At 46.8% G+C, this 13,175-nt stretch carries 13 protein-coding genes and 1 tRNA gene; 9 read left to right on the forward strand and 5 right to left on the reverse strand.

What is annotated here, in order from left to right:
* The first annotated feature begins 159 nt into the window (after positions 1 to 159).
* Together DT065_RS15460 and DT065_RS15465 are read left to right on the forward strand one after the other, a co-directional pair.
* Entirely contained in the window at positions 160 to 1,368 is a 1,209-nt protein-coding gene (locus tag DT065_RS15460) for an MFS transporter (RefSeq protein WP_114374909.1), read from the forward strand.
* A gap of 49 nt (positions 1,369 to 1,417) precedes the next feature.
* Positions 1,418 to 2,542 carry an oxidoreductase gene (locus DT065_RS15465; protein WP_114376371.1) on the forward strand — a complete coding sequence of 375 codons (1,125 nt, stop codon included), beginning with the start codon at positions 1,418 to 1,420 and terminating at the stop codon, positions 2,540 to 2,542.
* A gap of 107 nt (positions 2,543 to 2,649) precedes the next feature.
* Here DT065_RS15465 and DT065_RS15470 read toward each other — a convergent pair whose 3' ends face one another.
* Both DT065_RS15470 and DT065_RS15475 read right to left on the reverse strand, forming a co-directional pair.
* A complete protein-coding gene (locus DT065_RS15470; RefSeq protein ID WP_114374911.1) occupies positions 2,650 to 4,200 on the reverse strand; it encodes a Na+/H+ antiporter NhaC family protein in 1,551 nt (516 codons plus the stop codon).
* 189 nt (positions 4,201 to 4,389) lie between these two features.
* On the reverse strand, positions 4,390 to 5,631 hold the full coding sequence (locus DT065_RS15475; protein WP_114374913.1) for a dicarboxylate/amino acid:cation symporter: 1,242 nt from the start codon (positions 5,629 to 5,631) through the stop codon (positions 4,390 to 4,392).
* A gap of 694 nt (positions 5,632 to 6,325) precedes the next feature.
* On the opposite strand from DT065_RS15475, the gene DT065_RS15480 reads away from it, so the two are divergent.
* From DT065_RS15480 to DT065_RS15500, 5 genes are read left to right on the forward strand one after another with little or no spacing between them, the layout of a single operon-like run.
* A complete protein-coding gene (locus DT065_RS15480; protein WP_114374915.1) occupies positions 6,326 to 6,970 on the forward strand; it encodes a futalosine hydrolase in 645 nt (214 codons plus the stop codon).
* Complete coding sequence (locus DT065_RS15485) at positions 6,967 to 7,809, forward strand: 1,4-dihydroxy-6-naphtoate synthase (RefSeq protein WP_114374917.1); 843 nt, start codon at positions 6,967 to 6,969, stop codon at positions 7,807 to 7,809. Before DT065_RS15480 ends, DT065_RS15485 begins: the two co-directional genes overlap by 4 nt.
* Positions 7,799 to 8,089, forward strand: coding sequence for a rhodanese-like domain-containing protein (locus DT065_RS15490; protein ID WP_114374919.1), 291 nt, complete (start codon positions 7,799 to 7,801; stop codon positions 8,087 to 8,089). Before DT065_RS15485 ends, DT065_RS15490 begins: the two co-directional genes overlap by 11 nt.
* Before the next feature lie 42 nt (positions 8,090 to 8,131).
* Positions 8,132 to 8,326, forward strand: coding sequence for a rhodanese-like domain-containing protein (locus DT065_RS19945; protein WP_114374921.1), 195 nt, complete (start codon positions 8,132 to 8,134; stop codon positions 8,324 to 8,326).
* Positions 8,323 to 8,652 carry an SCP2 sterol-binding domain-containing protein gene (locus tag DT065_RS15500; protein ID WP_114374922.1) on the forward strand — a complete coding sequence of 110 codons (330 nt, stop codon included), beginning with the start codon at positions 8,323 to 8,325 and terminating at the stop codon, positions 8,650 to 8,652. The genes DT065_RS19945 and DT065_RS15500 overlap by 4 nt, the downstream gene beginning before the upstream one ends.
* 39 nt (positions 8,653 to 8,691) lie before the next feature.
* On the opposite strand, the gene DT065_RS15505 is transcribed toward DT065_RS15500, so the two are convergent.
* Both DT065_RS15505 and murB read right to left on the reverse strand, forming a co-directional pair.
* On the reverse strand, positions 8,692 to 9,102 hold the full coding sequence (locus DT065_RS15505) for a CBS domain-containing protein (protein ID WP_114374924.1): 411 nt from the start codon (positions 9,100 to 9,102) through the stop codon (positions 8,692 to 8,694).
* Positions 9,103 to 9,315: 213 nt separating this feature from the next.
* Positions 9,316 to 10,227: a UDP-N-acetylmuramate dehydrogenase gene (murB, locus tag DT065_RS15510; RefSeq protein WP_114374926.1), complete on the reverse strand. Its 912-nt coding sequence runs from the start codon at positions 10,225 to 10,227 to the stop codon at positions 9,316 to 9,318.
* Between the two features lie 319 nt (positions 10,228 to 10,546).
* On the opposite strand from murB, the gene DT065_RS15515 reads away from it, so the two are divergent.
* The gene (locus DT065_RS15515) at positions 10,547 to 11,665 is read left to right on the forward strand and encodes an NAD(P)/FAD-dependent oxidoreductase (protein ID WP_114374928.1); all 1,119 of its coding nucleotides are present in this window, start codon (positions 10,547 to 10,549) and stop codon (positions 11,663 to 11,665) included.
* Between the two features lie 69 nt (positions 11,666 to 11,734).
* A tRNA-Arg gene (locus DT065_RS15520) sits at positions 11,735 to 11,809 on the forward strand.
* A 207-nt stretch (positions 11,810 to 12,016) separates the two neighbouring features.
* Here the strand turns inward: DT065_RS15520 and DT065_RS15525 are convergent.
* A complete protein-coding gene (locus DT065_RS15525) occupies positions 12,017 to 12,703 on the reverse strand; it encodes a universal stress protein (protein ID WP_114374930.1) in 687 nt (228 codons plus the stop codon).
* Between the last annotated feature and the right edge of the window lie 472 nt (positions 12,704 to 13,175).

Raw genomic sequence — 13,175 nt, forward strand, 5'->3', positions numbered from 1 at the left:
CTGCTTATTTTTGTCTTCATTCGCCTCGTTTGAAGCCAGAACGCCCCGATTTCCTTGATCTTTGTCCTCGTCTTCGCTTCCTTCTGTTTGAAACGTTCCTTGTCCTTGTTGTATGTTAAAGACCGATGATCCGGCTTTACATAGAAGGTAGGGAGAAACATGCAGCAACAACCTTTATCGCGAAATCGCATATTTATCTTGCTTTTCATCGCGGGGATCTTTGCGGTTATCGGCTTTAGTATGTTTTTAACCACGGTGTCCTGGTATGCAATCAGTGAGCTGGAATCAGCAGCGGCCGTCGGACTTGTATTAATAGCAGCTACAATCCCCCGGCTCGTCATGATGATGTTCGGCGGTGTTGTCGCGGATAAGTATAAAAAAACGACCATTATGTTCACAACAAACCTTATACAGTCCGTCATGTTGTTCAGCATCTATGTATTTCTTTCCAACGATCTGTTAACGTTGACGGTGTTACTCGTGCTTGCCGGTGTCTTCGGCATGCTGGACGCTTTCTTCGGACCGGCGAGCGTTTCATTAATTCCGAAAGTCGTGCCGAAACAGCAACTGCAAAGGGCAAACGCGATTTTTCAAGGTGCCGACCAAATCGCTTTTATTATAGGGCCGATATTGGCCGGCCTTATCATGGAATCCCTCGGTGTCGCTTCCAGTTTTTTGCTCGCGACCATCCTTGTTTTTCTGTCGGCTGTTTTCATCTTTCCGCCATTTCTTAAGGAAGCGCCGGTGGAAGAAGGCGTTACGCAACGCCCTTGGAATAATTTAAAAGAGGGACTCGCTTATGTTCGGCAATCGAGCTTCTTGCTTACCGGTCTTATCGTTTTAATGGCGCTTAATTTTTTTGTATTCGGAGCGCTTCATGTCGCGATGCCGTTGCTTGTTGATGTTCATGGTGGCTCGCCGTTGAATTTAAGCTTCATGGAGGCCAGTTTAGGGATCGGCATGCTGCTGGGCAGTTTTATCTTAAGTGTGTATACGATAAAAAAACAGCGGGGCACGGTGACCATCTATGGGTTAATTGCATCTTTGCTTCTTTTTGTTGCCTTTAGTCAAGTTTCGTCATTGTCGTGGTTAACCGTGTTTTTATTTTTTATTGGATTCGCGATGGTATTCGTCTATATTCCTTTTTTTACGGTTGCGCAGGAGAGAACGGAAAACCGCATCATGGGCAGGGTCATGAGTATTATTTTCCTTGCTATGAATGGATTTGACCCGGTTTCTTATGGCATTATTGCCGGCTTTGTATCAGCGGGGATACCGGTGCAGATGGTCTTGCTTGGTTTAGGGATCATGGGAATGGTTATCGCGCTCGTTGTTTTTTTCAAAGCAAAGGAATTTCGTCACGTTTAAGGTGAAGAATAAAAAGGAATATGAAAAAGGATTAACAGAAAGCAAGGTGATGAATGTGCGGTATGAAGGTACATTGTTCGATCAAGAACATATCAGCAATCACATATTTAAAAACCGCTATATCGTCGGCCCGATGACGAGGGTAAGTTCCGAAGCTGATGGCACACCGAATGAACGGGTCCATCGTTATTATGAGCGCTTCGCAAGAGGCGGCTTTGCCGCGGTAATGACAGAGGGGACGTATCCGGATATGATGTATAGTCAAGGATATGAAAATCAGGCGGGACTGGCGACAGAGAAACATGCCGAAGCATGGGCGCCGATCGTGCGTGATGTACAAGCGCACGGAGCAAAAATGATCGTGCAATTGATGCACGCCGGCGGGCAATCACAGGGGAATTATTATAAGGATACGAGTGTTGCACCTTCTCCCTTTCAGCCACCGAAACCAATGGTGGAAGTCTACGGCGGGCAAGGGGATTTCCCGGTCGCGAAAGAATTGACAAGAGATGACATCGAAGATGTCAAAGACGGCTTTGTCCAGTCGGCCCGCTATGCTGTAAGTGCCGGGTTTGATGGGATTGAACTCCACGGCGCCAATGGCTATTTGCTCGACCAGTTTTTGTCGGAGAACATTAATAAAAGGGAAGATGAATACGGAGGTTCCATCGAAAATCGCCTACGTTTGCTCGTTGAATTAATCGATGATGTACGTGATGCAGTCGGGGAACAAATGATGCTCGGGATTCGCATTTCTCAATTGAAAGCGACGAACGGAACGTATAAATGGCCGGGTGGGGAGAAGGACGCGGAAGTCATTTTCTCAACATTGGGGAAAACGTCCGTGGATTTTATCCATCTTTCCGATGATGATGCGACCACCCCCGGTTTCGGAGAGGGAACGATGACGATGTCGGAAGCGGCGAAAAAATATTCCGGGAAACCGATTATTGCTTGCGGAAACCTTAGTGACCCAGAGGTTGCGGCCCAGCTCATTTCCGATGGGCAAAGCGATTTCGTCGCGATCGCTCGTCAGGCATTGGCCAATCCGGATACACCCAATCGTGTCCTGGAAAATCAGCCGTTGGATGCCTTTGATGCCGGCAGCATTATGAAACCGAAAGCTTATGTGAAAGATCACGAGCTTGATCAAACGTTAACGGAGAATGACTAAGGGTGGCTAGTCAACCGTGAGATCCGGAACGAAAACTCATCTACTCAGAAAAGCACACGTGAAAGCCTGAGTTCTTTTGAACTCAGGCTTCTCTCGATTGATCGACTCTAGGCATTTGTTTTAGGTTCTTCCGGGATTTTTTGTCCGAACATGCGGTTCAGCACAAATGCTAATAGAATCAGGGCGATCAGCCCCACGCCGAGGGATAGCAGGATGGACTCTGTAAACCCGGCAATGACAAAGGCAATGATGCCGCTTGCCCCCGCAGTGAGCGCATAAGGAAGCTGGGTATTGACGTGATCGACCAGGTCACAGGAAGCCCCTGCCGAGGATAGCACGGTGGTATCGGAAATCGGAGAACAATGATCACCGAAGATCCCGCCGCTCAGCACGGCAGCAATGGCCAACGGCATTGAGATGTCCAGAGAAGCAGCAATCGGCATCGCGATTGGAATCATGATGGCGAAGGTGCCATACGCCGTACCGGTCGTAAAGGCAACAATCCCGGAGATGATAAAAATCAGCGCTGGTATAATCGCGGGCGTAAACAACCGCTCAGCAAGATTGCTCACGTATTCCGCAGTTCCGACTTCTGTAGCGATTTCTCCGATCGACCAGGCGAGAATGAGGATGATAAACACGAGGACCATCCCTTTAATGCCGCTCATGTAAATCGAAATCGCTTCTTTAAACGAGAATAGTTTTTGCGACAAGCCCATGATCAATCCAAGAATCCCTGCCGTAAAAGCGGCGAGAAGAATGGAAATTGCACCGTCGGCTTCACCGATGGCGGTCACAAAGTCATTTTCCGGATAACCCCCTGTCCATAAAAACAGAGGCGGAATCATGGCGATCAGAACAATTAAAGGAATGAGTAAATTCATTAATTTTGGCTTGGAAGTCATTGGTTCCGCTTGGGTGATTTCGTCGGCGGACGGCGGTTGGGCACCATCACGCTGTACTTTTCCCGTGGTCATTGTACGATATTCCGCTTTTGCCATCGGGCCATAATCGAGCTTTAAATAAATGATAACGAAGACAAAAAGAACAGCAAAAATAGAGTAAAAGTTAAACGGGATCGTGGCCAGGTATGCCATATATTCCGATTGGGAAATGCCCAGTTCTGCAAATTGAGCACCGATAAGTCCCATCACAAACACGACCCAGGTGGAAACGGGGACGAGCAGAGCAGTGGGCGCGGAAGTAGAATCTACGATATAGGCAAGTTTTTCACGGGGCACCTTCATTCGATCCGTTACAGACCGCATAACACTTCCCGCTGTTAATGCGTTAAAATAATCATCAATAAATAAAAGGATACCTACGCCACCGGTCGATCCTTGCGCTCCCCGGCGGCTTTTCACTTTTTCGGAAATAAAAGAAGCCAGTGCCTCCGCACCCCCGGTTCGTTGGAAAAATGCGATTAATACCCCAAATAACGCCACATAGACTAAAACAGTAGCATTCCATTCATCCCCGATCACCGGAATAATAAAGTCCTGAAACATCACATAGAAGCCCATCAAAGGATTCCAGTCTGCCAGCATCGTTGCTCCGATCCAAACACCGGCAAATAACGAAGGAATCACATTACGCGTGATAATCGCGAGAACGATCGCGAGCAGTGGAGGAAGCAATGTTAAGATTCCGAATTCCATTCAGTTCTACTCCTTTCTTAATATAAGTAACGATTATTGCGTGGCTGTCGGCAATCCCCATGATTTTATCATTACTATGTAAAATATACGACACTTTCATGTCAAAAACCTGCAAACCTTTTGTATTTATAAAATGTTATCGTATAGAAAGACACGTTGACGTATGAGGCCAACGTGCCCATTATTATTTTAGGCAGTTGTATCGCTGTTCGTTTGGAAGGCCTTATGCTTGTGTTCGGAACGATCGACATAAACCGAAGCTGCGCTGTCACCAAGAATATTGGTGCCGGTGCGGATCATATCTAGGATACGATCAATCGCTGCAACCAGAGCAATGCCCTCGAGCGGTAAACCGACAGCCGTAAGCGTGATGGTCAGCATTATCAGCCCCGCTCCGGGGACGCCGGCAGTACCGATAGCTGCAAGCGTGGCTACGATCATTACGGTTCCGATCTCCAAAAAGGAGAGTTGAACCCCGTAAAACTGGGCGATAAACAGAACCGCGACGCCGTTATAAAGAGCGGTTCCATCCATATTAATGGTCGCGCCGAGAGGGATCACAAAACTGCTTGTTTTGTTGGACACTCCGACGTTCTCTTGTACGTTTTTCATTGACAGTGGGATGGTGGCCGCGCTACTCGCGCTTGAGAAAGCAAATAGGAACGCGGGAGACATCCCCTTGAAAAACTTCAAGGGAGAAATTTTACCAAGATATCGGACAGCACTTCCGTAAACAAGCAGGATGTGAATCAGACAGCCAACGGCAAGGGCAACAATGACGACCAACAGTGGCATTAAAACTGCTAAGCCATGTTCACCGACCACCGGGGCTAAAATGCCGAAAACACCAAGTGGAGCGATTTTCATGATGCCTCCGGTGATTTTAAACATGATCTCGGCAAAGGCGTCAAAAAAGTTTTTCACAGGGTCCGCGCGTTCACCCACGAGAAGAATACCAATCCCTATAGCCAATGCGAAAAAGATGACTTGCAATATTTCCGCCTCAGCCATTCCCTGGATAGGATTTTCAGGAACAATGTTTAAAATTACGTCAATGACATCCTCGTCAGCTTCTTGGGCATCTTCCGTTTCCTCTTCCACTTCCTCTTCGGTCGGTTCATCTATATCAGCGACTTCGCCGGGGTTGAACAAAAAACCCATAGACAGGCCGATGCTTACCGCCAGGAAAGAGGTAACAAGAAAGTATCCAACCGTTTTCCCGCCAAGACGGAGCATTTGTTTTCCCGACCCCAAACTTGTAACCCCAACGATAAGAGAGGCCAGCACAAGCGGAACGATGACGAATTGAATCAGCCGTAAAAACAGATCGCCCAGTGGCTCTACGATGAAAATAGCTTCGCCGAATATTGCACCAAATAGGATGGCAAGGATGAATGCGATCAAAATTTGGGTGACCAACGATAATCGCATATTTAGCGCTCCTTTCTGTTGCTTAGATATACATGGCCGACAATAAAATTAATAAAATGAGTGGGAAAATTCAAATAAAACACAGCGCGTTTATTGACATCATTTTTTGTATCATATCCCTCCTTTCTGCCTACAGAATACATGAGAACAATCAAGCACTCAATAATAAGATAATATCAATAAGAGAAAATATTAAGATTAATTACACCGCTTTGCTTGTGTCATCGCACTAATAAGTATGTACAAAATAAGCATAGTAGAACTACTTCCAAGGGAGGTGTAAATCCGGAACCGGAGCCTTGTACTAGTGCTGAACGGCTGAAATAAATGATCACCTGTAGCTGTGGCGCCAAATCATTGAGATATGCTTGATATTAGTCGTCACCCGTCGGTTGTGGCGCCAAATCATTGAGATACGGCTGAAATTAGTCGCCACTCGATGGTTGTGACATCCATGCTGAGCTTTTTATGTTGGTCGCACATCGATGATAAAACCGAGGGTGTGAGCGGTAAATTAAACCAATATGCACTAGTCTAAAAAAAATTGTGCCCAAACGTTGAACCTCTCATGAAAACGTGAACCGATTATGGAAAGATTGGTTTTCTCTACTTTTTCTTCTGAAAATGTTATAAATATAGGAGGAGTTATTCATAAAAAAGCCCCTTACACTCAGAGATAAAAGGGAGTGATTCAATGGCGAAAATACTTATTATGACCGCGGTAGAAGCAGAGAAAGAGGCAGTGAAACGCGGGGTCGGCGATGAGGCAAACATCAACGTCGCGAACGCCGGCGTCGGCCCGGCTCAGGCAGCGGCTCGAACTGCTTTTGCTTTAACGAGCGACGATTACGATATGGTCATGAGCGCGGGAATCGCAGGCGGTTTTAAAAATAGAGCAGCGATTGGTGACTTGGTTATTAGCGAGCGGATTGTTGCTGCTGACTTAGGGGCAGAATCATCGGAAAGCTTTCTCCCCGTCGATGAGCTCGGATTTGGATCGAGTGTGATTGTCGCCGATGCTTCTTCTGCTCAACAAATGTCGGCCAGATTAAGCGAAAATGGCCAGGTGGTACAAACAGGTGGTATTTTGACGCTCGCGACCGTGACAGGGACAGAGGAAACCGCGAGGGTGCTGGAACAAAGATATACCGATGCCCAAGCAGAGGCAATGGAAGGGTTTGGCGTCGCGTCAGCAGCGTCAGAAAAGAATCTTCCCGTCCTGGAAATCCGCGCGATTTCCAACCTCATAGGACCGAGAGACAAAGAAAACTGGAACATCAAAGAAGCGCTTGCCACCCTTGAAAAGGCAGGCGTGGCAATAAAGGAGATATTCACATGAGAATTGCTTATTCCCCGTGCCCGAACGATACATTTGCTTTTCACGCGCTTACCCACGGGTTAATTGAAGGGGCGCCGTCTTTTGATGTTACCTATGCGGATATTGATGTTACGAACCATTTGGCGATTAACGGGGACCCCGACAATCACGACGTAATGAAAATCTCGTTCGCGGCTCTTCCGTGGGTGTTGGAAGATTACGCGCTCCTCTCTTGCGGTGGTGCACTTGGACGCGGCTGTGGCCCACTTGTTTTAACCCCAAACGGCGATAATAAACCGAACGATTTACAAGGCAAACGGGTGGCGGTTCCGAGCGAACGATCTACCGCTTACCTGTTGTTTCGGTTATGGACGGCCCAGCAAGTGGAGGGTGATATTGGAGAGATCGTCGTGATGCCATTCCATGAGATTATGCCGGCTGTACAAAACGGGGACATAGACGCAGGTCTTGTCATCCACGAAGCGCGTTTTACGTACCAAAACTATGGGTTGCATAAACTTGTCGACCTCGGCGATTGGTGGGAAAAAGATACAGGTTACGCGATTCCGTTAGGCGCCATCATTGCTCGGCGTTCGATGGATCGGGAAGCGCTCACCGGATGGATCAAGCAATCCGTAGACTATGCTTGGGAATACCCCGATGCATCACGGGATTATGTGCGAACACATGCACAGGAAATGGATGAAGACGTCGCCAATAGCCATATTGATCTATACGTCAATACATTTACGAAAGAACTTGGCGAAGAAGGCTACGGAGCCGTAGAAGCATTTTTGGGGCGAGCAGCCAAAGAAGGGCTCGTACCCGGAGAACAATTGCAACGGTTGCGTGATCGATAACAGGGGCGGGAGAAAGATCATTGATTCGTTTCATAAATCCCAAGGGACGGGAAGCTCAGCTGTTTCGGTTTCGTTTCTCGATGAAAACTATACCGAATGGCAGCCCAAGAGTACCCGACCAGTAAGGAAGTTCCTGTTTGATATAGACGATGTTAAAGAATTAAAAGTAAAAGAAAACGTTGTCATTCTTGATGCACGGGCACCGGAACGTTACCGAGGGGAACGAGAGCCGATAGACAAAAAAGCCGGGCACATTCCGGGAGCAGAAAATTGGTTTTAGAAGGAGAATGGAGGAAGCGACGGAAAGTGGAAATCAACCGAGATTCTCGTCGAACACTTTCGTTCTGTGCAGCAGAAAGATGCCTTCATCGTTTATTGCGGCCCTGGTGTGTCCGCAAATGCGCACATTATCGCTTTAAAACAGGCGGGCATTGAAAATGTGAAATTGTACCCCGGAAGTTGGAGTGATTGGGCTTCGTACGATCATAATGCTATTTCAAAAGGGGAAACGTCATGAATATAAAGGAAAAACTCAATGAATTTGCCGCTAAAATAAATGCAAACCCTGAGCACATTGAAGATTTCACAAGATGTTATCATGTCCAATTAAAACCGGAAGGTCATTATGAATTGATGTTTTCCGACGGACAAGTAAACGTCCATCATGAACCTCAATCGGAGGGAGCCGATTGTACGTTGAAATTGAGCGAAAAAAATTTTATCAAGCTGATCGAAGGAGACTGGGATCCCACGAAGGCATTTATGATGGGGCAGCTAAAAGTAGAGGGGAAACTGGGGAACGCGCTGAAGCTCCATCAAATCGTAAAGACCTATAACCAATAAACAATCCCCCCTTCCGGATATTGGAAGGGGAGCCTCTTATTATTTATGTCCAAATATTAACGAGGAGCAATGTTTAATAATGTCGCGACGCCTTACAATTCCGATGAAATATTCCGCGTCATCCGTGACTGGAATGAAGTTTTGATCCGCTGAAAGCGCGATGAGATCTTCCATCTGGGCGTGAATGAAAATAGGGAGGTTTTGCACGCGTAACGTAATGTCTTTAAGCCTGAGGTTCATCGCCTTGTCGAATCCCTCTTCTTTATGATCGACGAGCTGCCAGAGGAGGTCTCCTTCAGTGACCGTGCCGGCAAATCTCCCTTCTTCATTAACGAGCGGGGCGGCCGTGTAACTATGATGCCGCATTTTTTCAAGTGCTTGTCGCACCGTTGCTTCCGGGCTTAAATATTTCACTTCTTGTTTTGGCAACAGAAAAAATCCGATGTTCAATCGTTAATTCCCCCTTATGTGATCAAAAGCTTGGCTTACTGTTATGCTGCGGATAGTCCTTCCGCTTTTTTCGCGAAGGGGTCGGTAGGAACGCCCTTTATCGTTCAATACCGAGACAAAAGCTTTTTCTGACAAACCCACCTTATTATAAGCAACGATCAAGCTATCTTGCAATCATGTTTTTGGGCGCTCCTTGGTCGTTTTTTTCTGTTCTTAATCTTCTCCGATAATCTTGACTTCCGTGTGCAAGTCTACGTCGAATTTTTCCTTCACGGTAAGTTGGATATGGTTAATCAATGATAAATAATCTGTGGCTGTTGCTCTGTCGACGTTAACGATAAAACCTGCGTGTTTGCCGGAAACTTCAGCGCCACCGATACGCGCTTTTTGCAGACCGCTATCTTGAATCAATTTCCCGGCGAAGTGGTTGGGCGGGCGTTTGAACACGCTTCCGCACGAGGGAAACTCCAATGGCTGCTTGGATTCCCGTAGATAGGTTAATTCATCCATCTTTGCTTTAATGGCGTAATATTGTCCTGGCTCCAACCCGAAGACAGCTTCCAAAACGATGTAATCTTTTTTTGAAATGATGCTGCTGCGGTAAGAAAGTTCCAATTCATTATTATCAAGGGTAATGATCTCTCCGTCTTTTGTTAGCAGTGTTGCATTTACTAACACATGCGCGACCTCGCCGCCATACGCCCCCGCGTTCATCACGAGCGCACCGCCTACGGAACCGGGAATGCCACAAGCAAATTCCATCCCTGTCAGTGTCCGGTTAAGGGCTGTTCTGGAAACATCAATGATGGGAGCGCCGCTTTGTGCAGTAATGGTGTTCCCCTGTACGGTGATGTTGCTTAAGCGGTTAAAGTGAAGGACAATCCCTCTGATCCCGCCGTCTCGTATAATCAAGTTGGAGCCGTTCCCGAGCATCGTCAGTGGGACGCCTGTTTCATAAGCAAGAGCAGTCACCGCGCTTGCTTCTTCGTACGTATTCGGCAATACGAGATAATCTGCCTTTCCCCCCGTTTTCGTGTGTGTATACTTGTCGAGCGACTCATTCCGGCGAATTTTGTCACTCGGCAACGACAGCTTTAACGCTTCATATAATTTATCATCACTCATGTTTGTTCACCCTTTGTGTTCGATCCGTGCAAACTTTTCCTTTCCATCATAGCAAGGGTATCGTTTTTTTGCACTATCCGAAAGTATGATTACATGTGAAAAGTAGCTCACGTACCGTTCCTAAAATAATTTATGTCATAGGTGCACATGAAGTGAGCTAGGCAGAGGGGTTTATGATTATTTTCGCCTAATTTGAGCGATTTCAATCTCGACATCCTTCTGTAATGACCATTCAACTCGTATTTCTTATTGATAGAAAGAATGTTGTGGTAGAATAAAAAGAACTTAAGGGAGAAGCGCCAAATGGAGGGTGAAAAAGATGAAAGTCATCGTTGTTGGCGGGGGAATTGTAGGCATGAGCGCGGCCTATCATTTGGCCCGTGAAGAGGGGGTAGAAGTAACCCTGATCGACCAAAAACACAAAGGACAAGCCACCGTGGCTGGCGCGGGCATCGTTTGCCCGTGGATTTCCGAACAAAAAGATAATCAAGCTTGGTACGAATTGGCATGTGGCGGTGCTCGCTATTATGAGACGCTCGTAAAGCGGTTGGAAGAGGACGGGGAAGATGAATGGGGCTTTAAGCGCGTTGGTGCGCTTGCTGTCAGCGAGGATGAAACGGAGCTGGATAATCTTGAGAAAAGTACGCGTGACGCGAAAAGAACTTCACCGGAAGTGGGGGATATCACGCGCTTGACAAACGAAGCAGCCAAGGGTTTTTTTCCGCCGTTAAGTGATCGTCTTGGTGCCGTTCATCTCTCGGGCGCGGCACGAATCGATGGCGGGCGGCTAAAAGATGCCCTGGAGCGTGCGGCGATCAAACATCAGGCAGACATACGCCAAGGAGAAGCACGTCTGGCAAGTGAAGGCGGTCAAGTAAATGGTGTCTATATTGAAGGAGCGTTCCACCCGGCCGATCACGTCATCGTGGCCGCGGGTGCCTGGGCTCCGGAATTGCTTGCCCCCATCGGTGTCACGCTTCCGATTGAACCCCAACGCGGACAGATTGTGCATTTACAAATGCCGAAAACGGATACGTCCGATTGGCCGATGATTCTCCCGAGAACGAGTTATTACATGCTCGCATTTGACGATTCCCGCGTTGTTGCCGGCGCTTCCAGGGAGAATGGGACAGGTTTCGATTATCGACAAACCGCCGGAGGCATCCAAGAAGTATTGGAAAGCGCCCTTTCTGTTGCTCCGGGACTGGCCCAAAGCACATTGCATGAAACGCGCGTCGGTTTTCGACCTGTCGGACCGGATAACCTCCCCTTCATTGGCCGTATAGAAGCCCCGGGAGGGTTGAGCGTTGTCAACGGCCTTGGTCCTTCGGGATTAACGATGGGGCCATATACGGGAAAACTGATCAGCGATCTGACTCTTGGAAAAGATATGGGCATTGATTTATCGCCCTATGATCCGCACCGGTTTGACAAGTGAAATGCGTTATTCGTGACAGCCAGACGTGATTTTTGTTAAGATAATTAACGCAGGAAATCACGAATAACCGCCCTAGTAGCTCAGAGGAAGAGCAACAGCCTCCTAAGCTGTAGGTCACAGGTTCGAATCCTGTCTAGGGCGCCAACCACAAAGACGGATCGAGGTTTTTGAGTGAAAATTGTGGAGATCAAAGCCTTGGAATAAAGGAAAACAAGTGGTGTATGCACATAGCGTTCCATGTGCCAAAAACGCCAATTACAAAAGCCACCCCGCTGCTTAACGCTTAGGCGGAATGGCTAACGAGCGCGATGAACAAACGTACGATTTTGAAGCTATCGCTTTTATTGTCGATTAAGATTTTGATGCCCCGGATTTCTGTGGCGGTGGCATATCTTCTTGCACATAATCATCTGTCACGTGAACATCGCACATTTTATTTTCGTTGATAAATGTAAAGACACCATTGTTAAAATCCGTGCCGATTTCTTTATAAAAAACACCCGAGTATGAACAGGAATGGGTGTAATTAAAGGACAGACGGTACTTGTCGTCATCGGTTCTGACAAGATAGGCGCGCACCCCTGTTTCGAAATGCTCCTCATTATATTTTTTCAATCCCCGGGTCACGGCAATGATATGCAAGTCAACAAAGGGGAGTTCTTTCAACAACGCATTTATAAGGGACCCTTTCGTTAGCTCCTGCCAACGGTTTCTGGCGGTTTGCCCGAGAATGACTTGTGTCGCTTGTTTTTCCTTGGCCATTTGCGCGATCACTTTGGAGATCGGGCGTTTGTTACTTGTTTTTATGATGAATTCCGTCGCGTTATATTCCTCGGCCAATGACCTCCAATGTTCCAGATATTGGTTTTTATCGTGGTCAAGGTCATCTACGTCCTCTTCATTAATCGTTAATATATAGAAAGGGCAGTTGAGTTTTTTGGCGATTTTGGCGCCTCTTTTGATCAATTTTTCACCATTTGGACCGTAATAAACGCAGGTTAGAATGCATTCGTCTATTTGCGTTTGGTTTTGATCCATATGCCTTCACCTCTTACAACAAAATAGGAAGCAGATGTACTTTTTTATAATGCCAATCAACAGCTTACTCCTGTTTTTTTTATGCTGTCAATATCAATTTCGTTCTTTCTTGAAAGTTTTTTAGGTGCGCACTATAGCAAGGAAGTAAAGAGGATCAACCTTGGGTTTCTTTCTATTAAATAATCCAGTTTCCCGTGCCCGCATTTGTCTATGACGTATCCTGCTACAACAGTTTGGACTATTTCCTACATACATGTAAACAATAGCGTAGCAGTTTTCGATCTATAAGAAGTACCGACTAATACTTGCTGAAAATTCAAAATGGTACTCCCTCCTTACATAAACGAGCTGGAAAAGGACCTGCTTAAAAGGATAATACGCCTTTTTTATCCCCTTTTCAAGGGGGAAATTACTTTTGTGTGTTTTGGTATTTAGTGCCTTCATTCGGGGAAAATAAAGCATGTCCCAATAT

The sequence above is a fragment of the Salicibibacter kimchii genome, assembly GCF_003336365.1.
GTDB lineage: Bacteria > Bacillota > Bacilli > Bacillales > Marinococcaceae > Salicibibacter > Salicibibacter kimchii.